Annotated in this window: 18 protein-coding genes, 1 pseudogene and 1 other annotated feature; of the genes and pseudogenes, 3 read left to right on the top strand and 16 right to left on the bottom strand. The window is 36.5% G+C overall.

Features of this window, described 5'->3' with window-relative positions:
• Positions 1 to 15 precede the first annotated feature (15 nt).
• The 9 genes from IGJ00_RS13235 to IGJ00_RS13275 all read right to left on the bottom strand — a co-directional run bounded on the left by IGJ00_RS13235 (position 16) and on the right by IGJ00_RS13275 (position 9,529).
• A complete protein-coding gene (locus tag IGJ00_RS13235; protein WP_010734294.1) occupies positions 16 to 1,152 on the bottom strand; it encodes an AI-2E family transporter in 1,137 nt (378 codons plus the stop codon).
• A 107-nt stretch (positions 1,153 to 1,259) separates the two neighbouring features.
• Positions 1,260 to 1,973, bottom strand: a complete 714-nt coding sequence (locus tag IGJ00_RS13240; RefSeq protein WP_010734293.1) for an MgtC/SapB family protein — start codon at positions 1,971 to 1,973, stop codon at positions 1,260 to 1,262.
• Positions 1,974 to 2,114: 141 nt separating this feature from the next.
• Positions 2,115 to 2,816, bottom strand: coding sequence for a glucosamine-6-phosphate deaminase (nagB, locus tag IGJ00_RS13245; RefSeq protein ID WP_023520342.1), 702 nt, complete (start codon positions 2,814 to 2,816; stop codon positions 2,115 to 2,117).
• A 192-nt stretch (positions 2,817 to 3,008) separates the two neighbouring features.
• Positions 3,009 to 4,241 (bottom strand): Fic family protein, encoded by a 1,233-nt coding sequence (locus tag IGJ00_RS13250; protein WP_142433633.1) that lies wholly within the window; start codon positions 4,239 to 4,241, stop codon positions 3,009 to 3,011.
• A 186-nt stretch (positions 4,242 to 4,427) separates the two neighbouring features.
• The gene (locus IGJ00_RS13255; RefSeq protein WP_086335167.1) at positions 4,428 to 5,621 is read right to left on the bottom strand and encodes an MFS transporter; all 1,194 of its coding nucleotides are present in this window, start codon (positions 5,619 to 5,621) and stop codon (positions 4,428 to 4,430) included.
• An 80-nt stretch (positions 5,622 to 5,701) separates the two neighbouring features.
• Positions 5,702 to 6,379, bottom strand: coding sequence for a TVP38/TMEM64 family protein (locus IGJ00_RS13260; protein ID WP_086335168.1), 678 nt, complete (start codon positions 6,377 to 6,379; stop codon positions 5,702 to 5,704).
• A gap of 616 nt (positions 6,380 to 6,995) precedes the next feature.
• On the bottom strand, positions 6,996 to 7,346 hold the full coding sequence (locus IGJ00_RS13265) for a hypothetical protein (protein WP_142433632.1): 351 nt from the start codon (positions 7,344 to 7,346) through the stop codon (positions 6,996 to 6,998).
• Between the two features lie 123 nt (positions 7,347 to 7,469).
• On the bottom strand, positions 7,470 to 7,664 hold the full coding sequence (locus IGJ00_RS13270) for a hypothetical protein (RefSeq protein WP_019722298.1): 195 nt from the start codon (positions 7,662 to 7,664) through the stop codon (positions 7,470 to 7,472).
• 356 nt (positions 7,665 to 8,020) lie between these two features.
• The gene (locus IGJ00_RS13275) at positions 8,021 to 9,529 is read right to left on the bottom strand and encodes an RNA-binding domain-containing protein (RefSeq protein ID WP_260653865.1); all 1,509 of its coding nucleotides are present in this window, start codon (positions 9,527 to 9,529) and stop codon (positions 8,021 to 8,023) included.
• A gap of 645 nt (positions 9,530 to 10,174) precedes the next feature.
• Between IGJ00_RS13275 and IGJ00_RS13280 the strand changes: the two genes are divergently transcribed.
• Positions 10,175 to 10,432 carry a hypothetical protein gene (locus IGJ00_RS13280; protein ID WP_010734286.1) on the top strand — a complete coding sequence of 86 codons (258 nt, stop codon included), beginning with the start codon at positions 10,175 to 10,177 and terminating at the stop codon, positions 10,430 to 10,432.
• Positions 10,433 to 10,436: 4 nt separating this feature from the next.
• On the opposite strand, the pseudogene IGJ00_RS13285 reads toward IGJ00_RS13280, so the two are convergent.
• The 5 genes and pseudogenes from IGJ00_RS13285 to rplK form a co-directional block, all read right to left on the bottom strand.
• Positions 10,437 to 11,916 (bottom strand): annotated as a pseudogene (locus IGJ00_RS13285) (IS1182 family transposase).
• A gap of 409 nt (positions 11,917 to 12,325) precedes the next feature.
• The gene (gene rplL / locus IGJ00_RS13290) at positions 12,326 to 12,694 is read right to left on the bottom strand and encodes a 50S ribosomal protein L7/L12 (RefSeq protein ID WP_010734285.1); all 369 of its coding nucleotides are present in this window, start codon (positions 12,692 to 12,694) and stop codon (positions 12,326 to 12,328) included.
• A gap of 58 nt (positions 12,695 to 12,752) precedes the next feature.
• Positions 12,753 to 13,256 (bottom strand): 50S ribosomal protein L10, encoded by a 504-nt coding sequence (rplJ, locus tag IGJ00_RS13295; RefSeq protein WP_071866450.1) that lies wholly within the window; start codon positions 13,254 to 13,256, stop codon positions 12,753 to 12,755.
• 170 nt (positions 13,257 to 13,426) lie between these two features.
• Positions 13,427 to 13,552, bottom strand: a sequence feature (ribosomal protein L10 leader region).
• Positions 13,553 to 13,631: 79 nt separating this feature from the next.
• On the bottom strand, positions 13,632 to 14,321 hold the full coding sequence (gene rplA, locus IGJ00_RS13300) for a 50S ribosomal protein L1 (RefSeq protein WP_010734283.1): 690 nt from the start codon (positions 14,319 to 14,321) through the stop codon (positions 13,632 to 13,634).
• Positions 14,322 to 14,422: 101 nt separating this feature from the next.
• The gene (rplK, locus tag IGJ00_RS13305) at positions 14,423 to 14,845 is read right to left on the bottom strand and encodes a 50S ribosomal protein L11 (protein ID WP_010734282.1); all 423 of its coding nucleotides are present in this window, start codon (positions 14,843 to 14,845) and stop codon (positions 14,423 to 14,425) included.
• 320 nt (positions 14,846 to 15,165) lie between these two features.
• On the opposite strand from rplK, the gene sdaAB reads away from it, so the two are divergent.
• Positions 15,166 to 15,834, top strand: a complete 669-nt coding sequence (sdaAB, locus tag IGJ00_RS13310) for an L-serine ammonia-lyase, iron-sulfur-dependent subunit beta (RefSeq protein WP_010734281.1) — start codon at positions 15,166 to 15,168, stop codon at positions 15,832 to 15,834.
• Positions 15,835 to 15,849: 15 nt separating this feature from the next.
• On the top strand, positions 15,850 to 16,722 hold the full coding sequence (sdaAA, locus tag IGJ00_RS13315) for an L-serine ammonia-lyase, iron-sulfur-dependent, subunit alpha (protein WP_142433508.1): 873 nt from the start codon (positions 15,850 to 15,852) through the stop codon (positions 16,720 to 16,722).
• A gap of 113 nt (positions 16,723 to 16,835) precedes the next feature.
• On the opposite strand, the gene IGJ00_RS13320 is transcribed toward sdaAA, so the two are convergent.
• The gene (locus IGJ00_RS13320; RefSeq protein ID WP_074799358.1) at positions 16,836 to 18,146 is read right to left on the bottom strand and encodes an amidohydrolase; all 1,311 of its coding nucleotides are present in this window, start codon (positions 18,144 to 18,146) and stop codon (positions 16,836 to 16,838) included.
• The gene (locus IGJ00_RS13325) at positions 18,143 to 19,867 is read right to left on the bottom strand and encodes an adenine deaminase C-terminal domain-containing protein (protein WP_142433509.1); all 1,725 of its coding nucleotides are present in this window, start codon (positions 19,865 to 19,867) and stop codon (positions 18,143 to 18,145) included. The genes IGJ00_RS13320 and IGJ00_RS13325 overlap by 4 nt, the downstream gene beginning before the upstream one ends.
• Between the last annotated feature and the right edge of the window lie 65 nt (positions 19,868 to 19,932).

Here is a 19,932-nt window from a genome sequence, read left to right on the forward strand (position 1 = left end):
TCTTTTCGTTGACAGTTATTCATGTTCTAATTCAATTTTCTTGGGTTGTTCTTCTGCTGGAACTTGTTCAAACTTCCGCAATAAATAAATCTTACGAATATTCAATACTAATGTTTTGATCACCGCATACACAGGGATACAGATTAACATTCCCATGATCCCAGCAACACTTCCTGCACCGATCAATACTAAAATGATCGTTAGTGGATGAATGTTCATTGTTTTTCCGAAGAGTAATGGCTTGATCACATTGCCATCCAATTGTTGGATAACAAGAATGGATAACGCCATGTAGAGTGCTTGAAATGGCGAAATAAACAGTCCGACAATAATAGCTGGTACTGCACCAATAAAAGGGCCAACGTACGGTATGATATTCGTCACTCCGCAAACGACTGCCAGCAACAAACTATATGGCTGCTTGAAAATCGTCATTGCAATAAAACTCATCACGCCAATGATCACTGCATCCACAATCGTGCTACTGATATAAGCAGATAGTGTTTCATTCAACTCTCTGACCGTTTGGCGTAATTCTCCTCGAATTGCTTGAGGAAAGAAAGGCGATAACGCATCGATAAATTTATGTCCATCTTTGAACATAAATAATAAGATGAATGGGACAGTAAACAATAAAATAAAGAATTGCATCATAAAAGAAAGAATTCTTGAAACGCTCCCTGTCAGACTAACCAACAAGATATTGAACAAGTTGCTCAACGACAAGTTGGCAGACGCAAACTGTTCTTCTAGATTCAATGAACGAAACTCTTCTCTTTGCATGATCTCAGTCAACCAACGACTTGTTTCGTCTGCATATGCAGGGATACTTCTGGTTAATTGCACTGCTTGATCAACCAATTGAGGCAAGATGTTCATGATGGTCAAAAAGACGATCACTAATAAAACGATCAATGTCAATAGATAGCCCAACACGCGTGGTACTCGATGTTTTTCTAAAAACAAGACAACTGGATTAAACATGTAATAGAAAAATCCAGCAATGATCAACGGCATAATGATTGCAGATGCCATTCTCAAAATCGGGTGAAACACATTTGGCATACGTAAAATAAAGAAAACGCCAATAATCGTTAAGACTAATTCCACTGTCCAAAATAACAATTTTGACTCTTTGAACCTTGAATACATAGATATCCTCCAAATTTCATGCTTACAGATACTCTTATTTTATCATTTATTCATCGGTAAAGCGCTATTTTTTCTTTTATTTCTTGTTATTTAAAAAAAGTGTTTACTCAGGTAGACAAACTAACCAGATGTAAGTTAGTAATATTTTTATACGTGGATAATTCTTCGATCACTTCTGCATACGTCAATCCTTTTGGTAAATCGATCGTATACACGTTTTTATAAATACGGTAATCATCCACAAATTTTACATCAAAATTGACATCCTCGATCGTAATGTTTCTTTTTTCAAAATAATCATTCAAGAAATCCTTGGTTTCTTTTCGATGAATAAATTGAATCACTAATTTTTTTGTTGTTGGTACATGGATGATGCGCTTCACTACAGTCAATGCAAACACAATACCGACGAAACTAGTGAGTGCAATGGCATAAAAACCCATTCCGATTGCAATACCCAATCCTGCGATTGCCCAAAGTGATGCTGCGGTCGTTAACCCAGTCACTGATTGTTTCGTAACAATGATCGTACCTGCTCCTAAAAAGCCGACGCCACTGACAACTTGTGCAATCAAGCGAGCTTCATCTGAACGGAGGGTCCCAACTAATTCAGGATACTCTAATGCATTTCTCAACGCACCACTAGCAATTTCCACTTGGATCAAGGCAATAATACAAGCCCCCATACAAACCAAAATATGTGTACGCATCCCTGCTGGACGGTTTTTATATTGTCGCTCAAAACCAATTGCTCCGCCAAAAAGCAATGCGATACTCAATCGTATAATAATTTCTGGTATGGATAAAACCATATCCTCCATGAATATCCCCCCTCTTATCAAATATAGCACGACTAAAAAAAACAAACAAAATATAACTATTTTTTATGACCTAAAAAAAAGCCACTGTGCCAGATCATCTGATAAAAACCAGATGATCTCCAGTGACTGAAATCTTTTCTATTATAATTTGCTTGCTGCTGCTTCATCAACAATGACTATCACGTCATCATGATTTTGCAAAGCACTGGCTGGCATATCTGTGGTAACAGGTCCGTTGATCATTCCTTTGATTGCTTCTGCTTTACTTTCGCCATAAGCCATCAAGACGATTTTTTTGCCGTTTAGAATTGAGCCGATTCCCATAGAAACTGCTTTCGTTGGGACGTCTTCCACTTTATCAAAGAAACGTTTATTGGCATTGATTGTTGATTCAGTTAAATCGACAACACTTGTTTTTCCATCAAATGGAGCACCAGGCTCATTAAAACCGATGTGACCGTTTTGACCGATCCCTAAAATTTGGATATCGATTGGATGTTCTTCAATGATTTGGTCGTAGGATTGACAAGCTTGATCTAAATCAGCTGCTTTTCCATCAGGTACGAATGTTTCTTTAAATGGTTTCTTGTCGAATAATTCAACATTCATAAAATGGCGGTAGCTTTGATCATCTGAGCCACCTAGTCCAACATACTCATCCAAGTTAACAGAAGTCATGTTACTGAAATCCATGTCGCTTGAAGTCATTTCTTTATATAAAGTGATTGGCGTACTCCCTGTTGCTAAACCTAGAACTTTCGCACCATTTTCCATTCCATTTTTAATTATCTCAAAAGCTTTTTTTCCGCCTTCTTCAGCATTTTTCACACGAATGATTTCCATAACGATTACTCCTTTTGTTTTGGTATAGCCCAATTATAGCACCTTTATTTCAAAATGACAATATCTGTATAGACCAAATATAAAAAAATCATTTATTAAGGTTTAACTATCATTATTCCGTTTACCAAAACGATCACCTACAAATTTGAAAATAAATAATAGGTAAATAAAACATGTCACAAAATTTTGTTCTTATGAAAATGACTCTAGCCTCTCTTGAAATTCTGTTGAAAGGATATGGATTGAGGGTTTCTTTTTAATCTGTACAATGAGCTTTTTAGCGATCAAATATTGATTGATTTGTTTTAATTTAGGATAAGATATATTAAGGTGTTTTCTCAATTCAATGTCCGTAATATATTCATTTACCTCATTATATAAATGACCTTGAATCAATACAAATAATACTTCAACCATATCTTTGTCTTTCAGATCCAATTTTTTAAGATTATTAATTGCATTATCTAGTTTGGCTTTTGCTATCTGTAGCTCTTCAATCACCTTAGTTTGTCCATCAATAATCAATTGATACATATTTTGTACAAACAGAGTCAAATCCGCTTTATTTCTCGGATTTGAAACTTCTTCGAATAACTTTCCATAAGCTTTTTTGTCATGTGTGATTGCATTTGAAATTGTGATCCCAGTTAAAAAATCTAATTTTCTAGAAAGATAATTTGAAATTAAAAATCTCCCCATCCGACCATTTCCATCGTAAAAAGGATGGATATATTCAAAATAGTAATGGGTAATCACGCATTTTAATAAAAAAGGAATATCTTTTCTGTTCATAAATAAAACGAGATTATTTAAATCTCTTATGATTGTTTCCTCGTTAGGATTACCTTGATGAACTCGTTTGTTCTCAGAACCTATATAGACTACTTCCTTTCTGAATAGCTGTCCATCTGGTTGATCCTCTTCTGGAATATCTTTACGAAATAATTCATCATATATATTTCGTATTTTCACAATATCGTGAATCTCCTCAAACTCAGACTCACCCAAGTTCATGTACATATTTACTATTCCTTTAAATCTAACTATTTCATCACTATTTCTTTTCTTTATTGCTGTTCCGATTTCTTTTCTTGTACTTTGTACACCTTCAATATCATTTGTTGATTTTATTTCATCAATGATTTGCGAATTAAAGATGTTTCTCTGGATAAACGGCGGAAGCATACTAATGTATCTTTCAATTTCTGATGAATTTTTTTGAATTCTTTCTTTTAAGTTTTCATGTTCTAATAATGGTATGTAAAATAGTTCATAACTTTCTGTTGTGATACGTTGCTCTCGATCAAAAGGATGAATTTTAAGTCCAGTCTTAAAAGTAGAAAAAAAGTTAAATCTAGAGTTATACTCTTCCTCAAATTCGTTTCTATTTTCATAAAAAGTAATTTTTAATGGTTTATAGCTCATTTTCACCACTTCTCCTTCACTCTATTTTAATAAAAATACCATTTATTAAAATATAATGCAATTTTTTCTTGATAACCAACATCTAAATCCATAATTATGCTATAACAAAATATACCAACTAAAAAGAACCTATCCTCTCCTTTAGTTGGTATACGAAATTTATATAGTTAATTAATTTATTCTATCTTATTTTCTTTTATCAGGATAAATAATTGCTTGAAAGAAAAACGCGCACAATTGGAAAATCAGTCCCGTAACAGTCACACCTACCCAACCATAATGCTGCCACATCACTGAGCCTAATAAAGAGCCTGTTGCTCCACCGATAAAGTACATAAACATAAAAATCGTGTTGTTGCGATTACTTGTTGCTTCGCCAAGCCCTTGTACTCTGCTTTGATTCGCTACTTGCCCGAACTGGTTCCCAACATCTAATAAAATGATTGCAACTAATAGGACGGCAACATAGTCACCCGCAACAAACAAAGCGAGAAAACTAATTGTCTGCATCACTAAGCCCATACCAACGATTCGTCTTTCCGAATAAGTATCCGCCAAGCGACCAACGATCGGTGCAGCTACTGCTCCCGACAAACCAAAGATTGCCAAGATCCCTGCTTCAAAAGTTCCCCATCCATAAGCTGGACTACTGATATAAAAGATCAGCGTTGACCAAAAAAGCGAAAACGTTCCAAACATAAAAAAGCCATTGATTGCAGCTTCACGCAACAATCGTTGCTCTTTGACGAGTTTCGGTAAGCTTTTTAGTGAGGCAAGATAAGAGACTGTTGACTCTTTTTCCAGCGTTCCTTGTGTTCTTGGTAATTTTAAATAGAGTAGCACAGTTAGCGCTCCAACTAGGCAAAGGGCAAATAGGTAAACACTACGCCAAGAAAACCAACTAGCAAGAAGTCCTGAAACAGTTCGAGAGAGCAAGATGCCCATTAGTAAACCACTCAATAAGATCCCCATGGTTTTTCCTCGCGCTGCTGGTCCTGCAAGTACGGCGCCGTAAGGAATAATGATTTGCGGAACGATCGATAGTAGACCAATCAAGAAAGAAGCAACTGCAAATAGAGCAAAGTTTGGTGCGAAAAAGGCTGCTAATAAGGATAGTGCAGATAATCCCGCCATGCGAATGATCAATTTAGGTCGATCGACGACATCCCCTAATGGAACTAAAAATAATAATCCTAATGCATAGCCTAATTGAGTCAGCATCGTCAACAAACCCACAGCACTCGTATTGACTGATAAATTTACCGCTACTTTTGTGCCAATTGGTTGGATATAATACATATTTGCGACGACTACCCCACAGGTGATCGCTAATAATAAAATCAATGATTTCGAAAGCGGTGTTTGCTTATTCATTTCCATCGGATTCCCCCATTTCCTTTCTTAGTTTACAACTTCTTAGAATAATTGAAAACAGGGAGGCTCAAATAAAATAAATAAGGTTATTTAACTAAATGTTTTCTTCGATCACGATAGATAATAACCACCAATACTGTTAAAACTAACACACTAGCGACCAAAACAAGTGCTTTTATATGTTCCCCATGAAACAATGCTTCTCCGCCACACGCATATAAAAGGGAAGATGGCACTACGCCGATAAGGATCGATAATAATAACTCACGAACCGAAAGATTTAAGGAGGTTGCGGCAAAGTTCACGACAGAAGACGGAATCACCGGTACCATATAGCCGATCATGACTCCTATTTTTGGATGCTTCATCCGACGTATTGCTTTGACCCAACGATTCTCTTTTTTACTATGATCCATAAAGGATAAATGTTGCATCAAAACGATCGATAAGATATTTCCAAGTGCATTGCCTGTTACATTGATGACTGTTCCTAGAAATGGACCATAACTTAGGCCGACGACCACACCGATCACAGAAGTAGGAATACCTGGCACCGCACACATCAAACTGATCAACAATGTCAAAATAAACGCAGCAGATACTCCGTGTGAACGAATTTCTCGCATCCATTCTTTGCGACTTGCCTGTGGATCTAGTAATAAGTGGATATCTGGTCGATACTCTAAATAAAGTTGATAGCCAACAAACAAAATCAGCAGTAATCCTAAACCAATCAATGTATTACGTATATATTGCTTTTTCATAGCGACTTCTTCTCCTCCTCAGACTTACTCACTGTTAGTGTATCATTAGATGAGGAAACAGAACAAACGTGATACTTAAAATACCAGACTTTCTATCACCATTATTCTAAACATGCTGAAAGCAAAACAATTCGCTCAAAAAATACCGAAATCACTCATATCAAAGGCTTCGGTGCATAATAATGAATAGAAAAGATTTAATTACTTTTACTTTGCAATAATTCACTGCTTTTAGTTTACCTTGGTTGCTTTAATATCTGGCTTTCTAATTTTTCATTTATTAATATTTCCTATTTCTTTCTACATCGTAAGAGGATTTTTTCGATTCATCAGACTTTACTATCAGAGGATTTATTGTACATGAAGTCTATAGCTACGTTTAAATTCAATATTTGCCATTTTCATCACTGCTTTTATTGCTTCATCTGAAGAGTCGAATTCATACTTACTCTTTTCGAATCCATCTTCAACTATTGTATATCGTTCTTGATCATAACTGATAAGTAAATAGCGATCTTTTTTGAACGTAAGAATTTTTAACTTAAAACAATCCTTCGATTTAAATTTTCTTTTCAAAAATTGCTTTAATTGCTTTTTACAAATCATGTTCATTTTACTATGCCTCTACTTTCTTCATAGACTTAGTAATTCTGTGATTTTTATTGAATCGATGGACAAATCTGTTTACTTCTTTATCAAATAATTCTTTTTTTAACGTTCGACTAATATAAAAAACTTGTACCTCCTTATCCTCTATTATAAAAGCAATTCGAAAATTTTCTTTTCCTAAACGGATTTTCATTTCATAAATCGATGGTTTTACAGGTGTATCAACAAGTTTGATTCGATAAAAGTTGTGTGTCAAATACTCATTCACTTTATATAAGATTATTTCTTGATACCTTTTTGATTGATTCTCAGAAAATATATTCAGAATTTCTTTACTGACTTTAACTTCATATGTCATGCCTATCCCTTCTTACATATATTTTTAAAGTCTATCTATCCACACTTTCTCACTGATAAGCTTTATGAAATTAAGCACGTGTTGTCCTTCTATTACTTTGCCTGGTTAAAGTTTCAATCATTTTTACTTTTCTATGATAGTGACATTTGCTTTTCCACAAGTTAGTTCTTGTTCTAATATTGACTTTATTTGCAATGCACATTCTTTTGAAAATGGTTCAGCCTCTTCCCATGATCCTAACAATGGATAATTATGGCGTACCGTTTTAACATACTGTTTATTTTTTACTCCTCGCGTTTGGACTTCTACATAATACATAACTATACCTTCTTTGTTAAATTATTTATGTAAAGGCTACTCTTTCAAGCAACTTAGACAAAAGTGGCAGAAAACACAAAAGATCTGGCGAGATTAATTGAAGGTTGCAACGACAAGCCTTTTGTCCTAAAAGTTGGATAGAAGATCATGCACCACAACATAATTATAGTCTATAAAAACAAGGCTTTTTATTCGTTTTAATTATATCTGCTATAAAAAATACCACCCGAAGGTGGATGGGAATGGCATTTAGTTGGGAGTTGGTTTGCGCGGTGATTTTAGTATAAAAAATTATTCAGAACATTAATTGAAAAACGGAAAATATCTCACAAGTGTCATTGAGGGAGATTTTACTTTTATCTACTCTTCATAAAACCAACTTCTATTTCTTTCAGTAATCTTTTAAACGTCATCACCCCAGTTTCCTCAGAAGAGCTTAAAACAAACATGGTGGCTTTACCATTACCTATCTTTTGTAGCATCTCCTTTTCAACTAAGTTATTTACATTTTTTCTAACAGTGTGATCTTTATAGCTTGTAGAATTTACTATATCTTTAATTTTAAAAGCAGGTTTTTCCATGGCATATTTAATTATGCTAGTTTCTACTTCGTTCAGACCACTTAAACTTTCTAACATATTTATTTTCCATATCCTGACTTCAGTAGAATCAAAATTGGTATCAACTTCTGGAGTACGCAAGCTGTTCTTTGTAGCTACCTCAAAAATTCTAGGTCCTCCTGATCCTCCTTTTTCAGCAATTCCTACTCTTCTAAATAACGTTGAGATAATCGAATTTCTTGTTACAGAAAAACTTCCATTTATAAATTCCTCTTTAGAAACTTTCATTTCTCCCGGGTTGTAGAAACTTACGTAATCATCACAATTGATTATTTTAATTACTTTATCAGAGTCATAATAAGCATGCATTAATGTATTTACTAATGCTTCTTTTAATGCAAGTAATAAGTCTGTTCTATAGGACCCTCTCGTCATATTTTCTTCTTGTCTATAGGAATCAGGCACACTAAGTTCTAATTTTTGAATAACTAAATTGTAGAACGAAAACAAGTTCATCTCAGGATAATTCATATCTCCACTTGATACCCTATCTCGCCAGTCAGTATCTAAAAAGCTTTGTTTTTTAAAATAATCTAATTGAAATTTTTTAAATCTATCAGTTATAGAATTATATTTGCCAAAAAATAATAATCCGCCTATTGTTAGTCTATATGGCGACTTAGAAGCTTGTCTATCTTTTTTTAATACTCCAATATTCTTTAATAATTCTTCATGACTAAGCTCTAAATATTTAGAATTATTCGTATTTTTATAAAGTAGATTTTTATATTCGTTCACTGTTTCAAGATTTAAATCGTCTATGTCATAGTTTTGCAACAGCTCACTATCAATATCATTCTGCGAGTCTACGATTAGATATTTAAATTGTGCATCATCTGCAATACGATCACCATCGTCTGTTCTAATATATGTTTTACTTTTGTTGTTGTTTATATAAACTGGTCTTCTTTCATACGGTGCTTTGGGTACATTTATTTCTATAATAGATTTACCTGATACTTTGAATGTTTGAACATCTTCATTAGTAAGTAAATTAACACTAACTTTTTGTTTATCATGGATACAATTCCAAAATTCCGTAATAACTTTTTCTGGGTTGTCGACTCCAACTACTTGGTATTCTTTTTTAGATACTAGCTCATCTATACCTAAAATTATAATTCCGCCATTAGTATTTGCAAACGCACTATAAGTTGACCATACATCATTCGATAGTTTAGTTTGAGACTTTTTAAACTCAAGTTGGAAATTTTCTTTTGGTTCTGTGAAGATTTCATCTTTCAATTCAATAAACTTAATTTTTTACACCCCCTGATCTTAATTCAAAAGCATTTCAAAAGTATTTCAAAAGTATTCTTCTTTAAAAAATGTTGCTATTTCAACCTTTCCAATATAATTATGCTCAATAGTCTAGATAAATCAAAAGTATTTCAAAAGAATTGACAATATAAAAATTCGAGATATAATTTAGGTTTAATATATTTTAATCTGAATATTATGCCCATCATTAGATAGAGAATAACTCTAATGAGAGGTTTTTTTGTATACTCTAGAACTCGAACCTACACACCTTCTATTATGAGCTAAATACTCTATCTAACTGAGTTAAAGGTACAGGTTGTTACCACTAATTTATTTTTGAGTATGTAAATGAGAAATCGCGGCAACAAACTTGTTATCATAATAAAGGTACGTGTATGGACGGTTATGAAATTGATTATTTTGTATATAATGACAAAAATATTTTGTTGAATGATTTTTAACTTCGTCAATAAGCATTAGTTCATACAAGCTGTTCACATATAGTATGATATACTTTTATTATGTTCTTCTCTATTATGCAAATAAGCATATATAAGGGTTTTATTTGGAAGAATTTATGGCAACGTCCTATACTTAAATTATCAAATAAAAAGGACGTGAAGATAAATGTCAGATTTAGAACACAAAGAAGAAAAAGCTTTAGACAAAATTGTTGCTACAGTCAATAAACTGGATAAAGAATTAAATGAACTTGATACGTTATCTGAAAATCCAGAAAAAAAACACAACCTAAAAAAATGGTTAGTTGAACGTAAGGCGATTCATGAAATCAAAAAAATTCTTCATGAAGCTGATAAATACGAAAAATATGATGAAAAAGAACTTGATAAAGAATTTAAAGAAATTAATGATCTATTACAATAATCTGTTAAAACGACTCATTTTGAGTCGTTTCAGATTGTAGACAAACCTTATGTAAAAATGAGGTTTGTCTTTTTTATATGTATGTTTTCAATAATTAAAGAGAAATAGCTTTGTTTTTCTAAAGAAAAACACTCCTTTCTTGCTCTGCCTTTTTTGATTTTTACTAATTTTTTCATATTTAGGCAGGCAAAAGTAAGCCCAATTTTCATGTGCATTTTTTCAATTCCTATTTGATTCGTATAACGTAATCCGTGAAATTCTTTTGCTGTACCAAAAATTCGTTCAATTGTTTCTTTTCTTTTTCTGTATAGGTCTTTAAAATTTCTTTGGTGACGTATTTCCTCACATCGTTCGATTGCTTTCGCCCAAATATGTCTGGTGATTACTTTTGTATGATTTTTTGAATTTGTACAAGTAGATAGAACAGGACAATTTTTACATTCTTCTGGATTACTTTTGTATTCTAAATATCCTTTTCGATTCGTTGTCGAATAAGTGAGGATCTTATCATTAGGACAGATATAACAATCATAATATTCATCGTAGGCATAGTCGTTCTTCTTGAAATAACCCGCTTTCGTCATGGGTCGCTTATAAGGGAAAACAGGCGTCAGCTTCTCTTCGAGAAGTAATTGAGCGATTGCTGGCGTTTTATACCCAGCATCCATAATCAATTTATCTAGAGTAAAAGCTCCTTTGAGCTTTTTAAATAAAGTAATAAACGTACGACTATCATGTAAGTTTCCTGGGTGGGTCGTATAGCCAAGTATCCAGCCGTTTTTATCACATGCTACTTGTGCGCTATAAGCAAAAACTTCTTTATGCTCACCTTTATGAAACCAACCACTTTCGGGATCAGTCGTACTTGTTTTTTTCATAGCTATTTTAGTTTCTGCGTTGGTTTCTTTTAAGGGCTTTTTTAGGCGTTTTTCTCGATCTTTTTCAATTTCTTTTGTCAATTTTTCCGTATAAAAGAAGGCTTGATCCATCACTTCGACGGATTCTTTCTTGTTTCGATTCGCATGTGCTTTAATATGCGTCCCATCAATAAAAACTTCAGAGGTATCAACGATTCCTTCCATCATACATTGTGCTAAAATCTCATAAAAGATTTGTTCAAATGTAGTGGTTCCTTTGAACCGTCTCGTATAGTTTTTACCAAATGTAGAAAAATGAGGAACTGCATCTTCTAAACCTAACCCCAAAAATCATCGATAAGTGTTGTTCACTTCAATTTCTTTGATGGTTTGTCTCATGCTTTTAATACCAAAAAAATATTGAATCATCGGTAATTTAATTAGAAGAACGGGATCTAAGCTTGGCCGTCCTTGGGTTTCATCATATTTATCTTTTACCAAATCGTAAATAAAAGAAAAATCAATAAACTGATCCATTTGTCGTAATAAATGGTCTTGGGGAACTAAGTCTTCAAGAGCAAAAAAGCCCATCTGTGCACGCTTACTCATATCTTGTTTTGAGAGCATCGGGTTACACCTCCAATTCATAGTTTTATTTTAACGTATAAAAAAAGACAAAGCACTATAAATAAGTACTTTGTCTACAATCTGAAACGACTCATTTTGAGTCGTTTTTTTATACAAAAACACTACCAGAACGCTTCTGGATAATAGTTGAGTTACGAGAAGATTATACACGTACCCAAATTCCTTTTAGCTACTATCATCTATCGCCAACTATATCTAATCACGAATAAGTTTTAGCAATAGACTTGATGAACATCTTTCTTTTCTGCTACTACTCATGATCAAATGGTTTTTACGTTTTTACTTGTGTTGCCACGAGTTATACTAGAAACACAGCGCATTTCAAGAAACAAAAAAAGGCTAAAAACCTTAATCAATAAGGTTTTTAGCCGATCAAAAATCAATCAAATTATTTAACTGTTACAGAAGCGCCAACTTCTTCAAGTTTAGCTTTTAATTCTTCAGCTTCTTCTTTAGAAACGCCTTCTTTAACTGGTGCAGGAGCGCCATCAACTACAGCTTTAGCTTCTTTCAAGCCTAAGCCAGTTGCTTCACGAACTGCTTTGATAACTTTAACTTTTTGGTCTCCAGCTGCAGTTAATTCTACAGTGAATTCAGTTTGTTCTTCAGCAGCAGCACCGCCACCAGCAGCAACTGCAGCTACAGGAGCAGCAGCAGATACGCCAAATTCTTCTTCAATAGCTTTAACTAGGTCGTTAAGTTCTAGGATAGTTGCTTCTTTTAACTCAGCAACGATGTTTTCAATGTTCAATGCCATTTTTGTTTCCTCCATTTTAAATGTTCTTTTTTTATTTATTGTTTATGCTATGCGGCGATTAAGCTGCATCTCCATCTTCTTTGTCTGCGACTGCTTTGACAGCGTAAGCCACGTTGCGGACTGGCGCTTGTAGTACAGATAGCAACATAGATAGAAGTCCTTCGCGGTTTGGCAATTTTGCCAATGCTGTGATTTCTTCCAATGTAGATACTTTACCTTCGATGATACCGCCTTTGATTTCTAATGCTTTTGCATCTTTAGCAAATTCGTCCATGATTTTCGCTGGTGCTACTACGTCTTCGTTACTGAATGCAACGGCTGTAGGGCCAGTGAAAACTTCGTCCATGCCGTCTAGGCCGGCTTTTTTAGCTGCACGTGAAAGGATTGAGTTTTTGATAACTTTCATTTCAACGTTAGCTTCACGAAGTTGTTTACGTAAGCGTGTTACTTCATCAACAGTTAATCCACGGTAGTCAACTACGACTACAGAAGCTGCTTCTGTAAATTTTGCACTTACTTCGTCAACGATTGCTGCTTTTTTTGCGATAATTGCTTCACTCATTTTTGAGTTTCACCTCCTGAATTTTGATGGAAGAGTTTTTTACGACTGAATCGTTTGTGCCTCATCTAATCACTGCGTTCTTAGTGATTCTACTCGCTTGCGCTCGAAAGGAAACTCCTTTCGCTCAACTCAACGAGTATTGTTCATCATCTAATCACTTCGTTCTTAGTGATTCACAACAAAAAACTCTATGCCACCGTAGACATAGAGGGACTATTGAATATATTCAATAAACGTCCTCGGTAGGAAATTAAGGCTAAGCCACCTACTGTCTTCGGTACAAGTTAATTATTAACCTCAACTAGCTTAGCACGCTAAACTAGTTGAGTCAAGAATTATTTTTCAGTTGGATCAATCAACGTCCTAATCGTTGGATTAGAAAGAAGCTTGGTCTACATGGATACCAGGTCCAAATGTTGTTGTTACAGTAATGTTTTTCATGTATTGACCTTTAGCTGCAGATGGTTTAGCTTTCACTAATACATCATGGATCGCAGCAAAGTTTTCAACTAATTTTTCGTTGTCGAAAGAAACTTTACCGATTGGTACGTGGATGTTTCCAGCTTTGTCAACGCGGTAAGTTACTTTACCAGCTTTTACTTCGTTGATTGCTTTTGTTACGTCCATTGTTACAGTACCAGTTTTAGGGTTTGGCATTAAGCCTTTAGGTCCTAATACACGTCCTAGACGACCAACAGTAGCCATCATGTCAGGTGTTGCAACAACTACGTCAAAGTCAAACCATCCGTTTTGGATTTTTTGAACCATGTCGTCGTCACCAACGAAGTCTGCACCAGCTGCTTCAGCTTCTTTTGCTTTGTCTCCTTTGGCAAATACTAAAACAGTTTGTGTTTTACCAGTTCCGTTTGGTAATACAACAGCTCCACGAATTTGTTGGTCTGCTTTTTTAGGGTCTACGTTTAGACGGTATGCAACTTCAACTGTTGCATCAAATTTTGCAATGTTTGTTTCTTTCGCTAATGCTACTGCTTCAGCGACAGAATAAACTTTACTTGAATCCACTTTTTTCAATGCTTCTTGCATTTTTTTGCTCTTTTTAGCCATTTTGGTTCCTCCTTGATTGTGGTTATAACGGTTGTACCTCCCACGTGTCCTATACCTTTCAATACAGGGCCAACTGAGAAGCTACTTTCTTAGGGTGCAGATTATTCTACAGTGATCCCCATGCTTCGTGCAGTTCCTTCAACCATGCGCATTGCTGCTTCAACGTTAGCTGCGTTTAGGTCTTCCATTTTTAATTCAGCGATTTCTTTTACTTGATCGCTAGAAACTTTAGCAACTTTATTTTTGTTTGGTTCGCCTGAACCTTTTTCGATTTTCGCTGCTTTTTTCAATAATACTGCAGCTGGTGGTGTTTTTGTAACGAATGTGAATGAACGGTCTTCATATACAGAAATCACAACTGGGATGATCAAACCTGCTTGATCAGCTGTACGAGCATTGAATTCTTTTGTGAATCCCATGATATTGATACCCGCTTGACCTAGTGCAGGACCTACTGGGGGAGCTGGAGTTGCTTTACCTGCAGGAATTTGCAATTTAACGATTTTTTCTACTTTCTTTGCCACGAGACATACCTCCTTAAGTCCGTGATGTGGTTAATTGGAGATGCATATTTCTCCTCCCACGTATTGTCAGTTGATCTTAAAATCAATTGACATATCATGTACATAACGAATGCACACTGATACAGTATAGCAAATTATTCTTTTTTTTCAACAATTTTTTCTGATTATTTTCACCTTTATCCAAAAAAAAGCTAAATATCTGGTTAAAACGTGAAGAAATCTCTTTATAAATCGCTTATTTATGCTAAACTTACGCCTGTATGAACCTAATACATAATATATATAATAAATAAGTTCTTCTATTCTAATGAGGTGAAATAATGAAAGATCTAAAATACAGAAGTGTATTTGATATTATTGGTCCTGTCATGATTGGACCGAGCAGTTCGCATACCGCTGGAGCAGCAAGAATCGGAAAGATCGTCCGTAGTATTTTTGGCGATCAACCAGATTCTGTTGACATCTACCTATATGAGTCTTTTGCCAAAACCTATCGTGGACATGGTACTGATATTGCCTTAGTTGGAGGATTATTAGGCATGGAACCTGATGATTCTCGTTTAGCAGATTCGTTAAGGTTGGCTCATGAAGCAGGTATGGAAGTATTATTCGTACCTAAAAGTGAAAAAGCCGATCATCCTAATTCCGTCAAAATGTTGTTGAAAAAAGGCAGTCGAAAGCTTTCGGTTACAGGCATCTCAATTGGTGGGGGCAACATCCAGATTTCTGAATTGAACGGCTTCAAGATTTCATTAAGCATGGGAACACCAACCTTGATCATCGTCCACCAAGACGTTCCTGGCATGATTGCTAAAGTCACCAATATTCTTTCAGAAACCAACACCAATATCGGTACAATGACAGTTACTCGTGAGTCAAAAGGCGAAAATGCCATTATGATCATGGAAGTGGACGATCCTCAAGTAGAAGATACCGTAAAAAAACTAAAACAGTTACCAAATATTGACAGTGTCAATTATTTCGAGTAAAGGAGCAGACGAGGTATGTTTTTATCAATTGAAGAATTAGTCCAACAAGCACAAGACTACCCTAGCGTTGCCGAATTGATGATCGCAGTTGAGATGGAGATGAGCGGTCGTTCTCGTGAGCAGATCATCAAGATCATGGAAAAGAATCTACTCGTGATGGAACAATCTATCGCAGAAGGAAATGCCGGCGTAACTTCTGTCACAGGAATTACTGGCGACGATGCCAAAAAGATGGACAACTATCTTTCTCACGCTGATTTCCTTAGTGGCGAAACAATCTTGACCGCGGTTCGTAATGCGATTGCTGTGAACGAAGTCAATGCCAAAATGGGATTGATCTGCGCAACGCCTACTGCGGGCAGCGCAGGAGTTGTCCCTGGTGTCTTGATGGCCGTACGTGATCGTTTGCAATTAACCCATGAACAACAACTCGACTTCTTATTTACAGCTGGCGCTTTTGGCTTGGTCATTGCAAACAACGCATCGATCAGCGGGGCTGAAGGTGGTTGTCAAGCAGAAGTCGGATCGGCGAGTGCGATGGCTTCCGCTGCCTTGGTTTGTGCGAAAAACGGCACAGCTCACCAAGCCGCCCAAGCTGTGGCAATCACGCTTAAAAATATGATGGGTTTGATCTGCGATCCTGTAGCTGGTCTCGTCGAAGTCCCTTGCGTTAAAAGAAATGCTTTAGGTTCGTCACAAGCATTCATCTCAGCTGATATGGCTTTAGCTGGCATCGAAAGCGTGATCCCACCTGATGAAGTAGTCGCTGCCATGTACCAAGTGGGCAGACAAATGCCTTCGATTTTCAAAGAAACCGCAGAAGGCGGACTTGCAGTGACACCTACCGCGAAACGATTAACGAAAGAAATCTTAGAAAAACAAACATAGTTACTTCTTATATCAAAAGCTGAATCAGACAATGCACAAAAATTCATTATCGCCAAAGATATGCCGAATAACCATGGCAGCAAATTTGCTGCCATGGTTATTCGGTTTGTTTCTTACATCCTTCGCTTTGCTTCAAACACAAATTGCCCCATTTGTTCATAGAGGTCCGCTTTGATTTGTTTTAAGTCATGATGGACTAACTGATGATCACGTACGAGCTGTCTGCCATCCACCCACACATGAGCCACATTGGAAGCATTCGCTGAATAGACTAAGGCAGAATAAGGATCAAAAATCGGAAACATATTCACAGACTGCGTCTCAACGATAATAAAATCTGCCTTGTTCCCTACAACAAGCTGGCCAGTTTCTTTAAAATCTAACAATTCCGCCCCACCTCTAGTGGCTAAACGGACAATTTCCTTCGCTGGGAAAAGCGCACGATCTTTTTCAAAGGTTTTATGAAAATTGGCAAATAGCTTCATTTGTGCAAAGAGGTCTAAAGTGTTGCCACTACTTGGACCGTCTGTACCTAAACCGACAGTTAAACCCGCAGAAAGCATCGCTTTAACTGGCGCTACACCTTTCGCTGATTTTGTGTTCGCACCGATACAGTGCGCAATTCCGACTTGCTCTCCTGCTGTAGCGACTAAAGCAATATCTGCTTCTGTCATATGGATACAATGGGCCATGATCAACGGTCTGTTCATAAAACCTAAGTCTTTCAACAACTCGAATGGGGTTTGTTGATACTGCTTCGCTAATTCCTGCATTTCATAGTCCATTTCTGCCACATGCAAGGTGATCGGCACATCGAATCGTTCACTCAATTCGACTGTCCGCTTCAACCCTTCATAGGTATTGGTATTCGGCGCATGAGGAGCCAACGCAGGCGTAATCAATGGATGATCTTTCCACTTTGGCAAGAATGTCTCACAATAAGTCAAACCACCAGAAGGCTCTACATTATCACACACAGGCATATCAATGATCGTTTCACCAAGAATCGCACGAATCTTAAACTGATCACATACTTGCGCGACTTGATCTTCAAAATAATACATGTCACAAAAACCTGTCACACCACTAAGCAACATCTCACTGATTGCATAGGCTGTACTAGCTGCCACTAGCTCTGGGGTCATGAACGCTTCTAATGGAAATAAGAACCGACGTAATCGATCTGGTACATCGTCTCCTAAAGATCGAAAAGGAATCATCCCAGCATGGGTATGTGTATTCACAAAACCCGGCAACAAGATACCCCCTGCTCCATCGATGACTTCCTCCGCAGACGCTATCCCTTTCCGCCATTCTCCTATCTCAATGATGCGATTTTCTTCAATCCGTACATACCCATTTTTGTATTCAGTCAGTTGATCATCCATCGTTAGAACGTGGACATTTTTTATCAATGTACTCATAACAAAACACCATCACTTGGAAAAACCAACGGATAAAATTCCTGTGTTTTCGTATTCATCATTCCTTTATCTGTCATTTTGATTGCAGGTGAAACTGGTAATGACAACGTAGAAAATGACATGATCTCATTCATATTTTTGTAGCCAAGATTTTGCATTTCTCTACGCACAGTTTTTAAATCTTGGCCTAACTCTTCAATTGGCGCTTGTGAAACGATCCCGCCAATCGGTAGCGGGCAAGTTGCTGTTAATTTGCCCTCGTTAACTACCACATAGCCACCTTGTAATTCCAACAATTTTTGCTGAGTCAGCAGAATGTCTTGGCAGTTATTCCCCATCACCATCACGTTATGATGATCATGCGCCCAAGTCGTCGCAATACTTCCTGGTTTTGAAATGGGTTCTTCCATCAAAGCATACGCCACATTGCCATTCTTTCCATAACGTTCCATCACGAGCAATAAGGCGCAATCTGAATTTTCCCAATCGAGGTATCCATCTTTCACCGGAATTTCCTTCGTGATCCGTTCTGTAAACGTACCAACCTCATGTTTACGAATAACATTACAACGAACACTTGCCAAATCCGTTTTGACTGGCAACCTTAGATCATCTAAAGAAAGCTTTTTACAATGGACCGTTTGACTGTATGAAGCAGGAAATTGTTCGATTTTTTCTGGATAAGTGATCGCCTCACCTTGCCTGTAGACTTCTTTGCCCGATTTAAAGACCGCAGAAATAGCGAATGTAGATAAATCATCTAACAAAATAAAATCAGCCATTCGTCCAGGTCCAATCAATCCACGATCATTCAAACCCATTCTACGTGCAGGCGTATAAGTCGTCATATAGATCGCTTGTTCGACCGGTAACCCCGCCTCTACTGCCTTTCTCAAATTTTCATTTAAGTGACCAGTGAGTAAATCGTCTGCCATCACATCATCAGTGATCAGACAAGCATAGTCATAATATTCATTTTCTGTGATCACCGCCATATTTTCCGGTGTGATCGACTTGTTTTGAAATTGGATAAACATGCCGTTCTCAATTTTTTCTGCTAAGGATTCTGGAAACTGATGCGTATGATCAGAAGAAATCCCGCTATACATAAATGCTGCCAATTCTTCTTCGTAAATTTTAGGACAATGTCCTTCTAACGGCATCGTCGGACGTTTTTCTTTACATAGGTCTATAATTTGGCGAATCAGCGAAGTTGGTTCATGGGCAATACCGTGAAAATTCATGGCTTCGCCTAAACAAATCACTTTTGGATTGTCTAACAACTTTTCTGTTTCAGCTAACCCGATGATGCCACCGGTAGTTTCTAGTTCAGGTGTAGTGGAAGGAACGGACGATGGGATAGCATGGAAAATATCTAATTCCGTTTCTGCAGCCATAAATTCAGTCAACCCTTCAAGCCCAAAAACATTTGCCATCTCATGCGCATCCGCAATCACTGTAGTCACACCAAATGGTAAAACGGCCTTTGAAAAAATACTTGGCGTAGTCATTGAACTCTCAATGTGCATGTGGCTGTCAATCAAGCCAGGAATCATGTATTTCCCTCGGCCATCAATTTCTTGAAGGATCTCCAAGTGACTCAGATCCTTTGTTGTGATGTAATAAAATTTTTCACCGCTGACTGTGACATGTTTCTTCTCAAAACATTGTTTGGCTGTGTTATACACTTGAGCATCTCTAATCAATAAGTCAATCTTCACATTTTTCCCTCACTTTTATTGTCCTTAGACACGAATAGGGGGCTGTGCGTTTCCGACACAACCAC

The sequence above is a fragment of the Enterococcus sp. AZ062 genome (genome assembly GCF_051715065.1).
Lineage (GTDB): Bacteria > Bacillota > Bacilli > Lactobacillales > Enterococcaceae > Enterococcus_B > Enterococcus_B mundtii.

What these genes read in the sequence shown, in the direction of transcription:
- IGJ00_RS13260 (WP_086335168.1), bottom strand. Translation starts at nt 6,379, where the DNA reads ATGAAAAAGCAATATATACGTAATACATTGATTGGTTTAGGATTACTG.
- IGJ00_RS13240 (WP_010734293.1), bottom strand. Translation starts at nt 1,973, where the DNA reads ATGGAGGATATGGTTTTATCCATACCAGAAATTATTATACGATTGAGT.
- rplJ (WP_071866450.1), bottom strand. Translation starts at nt 13,256, where the DNA reads ATGAGTGAAGCAATTATCGCAAAAAAAGCAGCAATCGTTGACGAAGTA.
- IGJ00_RS13250 (WP_142433633.1), bottom strand. Translation starts at nt 4,241, where the DNA reads ATGAGCTATAAACCATTAAAAATTACTTTTTATGAAAATAGAAACGAA.
- rplA (WP_010734283.1), bottom strand. Translation starts at nt 14,321, where the DNA reads ATGGCTAAAAAGAGCAAAAAAATGCAAGAAGCATTGAAAAAAGTGGAT.
- sdaAB (WP_010734281.1), top strand. Translation starts at nt 15,166, where the DNA reads ATGAAAGATCTAAAATACAGAAGTGTATTTGATATTATTGGTCCTGTC.
- IGJ00_RS13265 (WP_142433632.1), bottom strand. Translation starts at nt 7,346, where the DNA reads ATGACATATGAAGTTAAAGTCAGTAAAGAAATTCTGAATATATTTTCT.
- IGJ00_RS13320 (WP_074799358.1), bottom strand. Translation starts at nt 18,146, where the DNA reads ATGAGTACATTGATAAAAAATGTCCACGTTCTAACGATGGATGATCAA.
- rplL (WP_010734285.1), bottom strand. Translation starts at nt 12,694, where the DNA reads ATGGCATTGAACATTGAAAACATCGTTGCTGAGTTAAAAGAAGCAACT.
- nagB (WP_023520342.1), bottom strand. Translation starts at nt 2,816, where the DNA reads ATGGAAATCATTCGTGTGAAAAATGCTGAAGAAGGCGGAAAAAAAGCT.
- IGJ00_RS13270 (WP_019722298.1), bottom strand. Translation starts at nt 7,664, where the DNA reads ATGTATTATGTAGAAGTCCAAACGCGAGGAGTAAAAAATAAACAGTAT.
- IGJ00_RS13235 (WP_010734294.1), bottom strand. Translation starts at nt 1,152, where the DNA reads ATGTATTCAAGGTTCAAAGAGTCAAAATTGTTATTTTGGACAGTGGAA.
- sdaAA (WP_142433508.1), top strand. Translation starts at nt 15,850, where the DNA reads ATGTTTTTATCAATTGAAGAATTAGTCCAACAAGCACAAGACTACCCT.
- IGJ00_RS13255 (WP_086335167.1), bottom strand. Translation starts at nt 5,621, where the DNA reads ATGGAAATGAATAAGCAAACACCGCTTTCGAAATCATTGATTTTATTA.
- IGJ00_RS13280 (WP_010734286.1), top strand. Translation starts at nt 10,175, where the DNA reads ATGTCAGATTTAGAACACAAAGAAGAAAAAGCTTTAGACAAAATTGTT.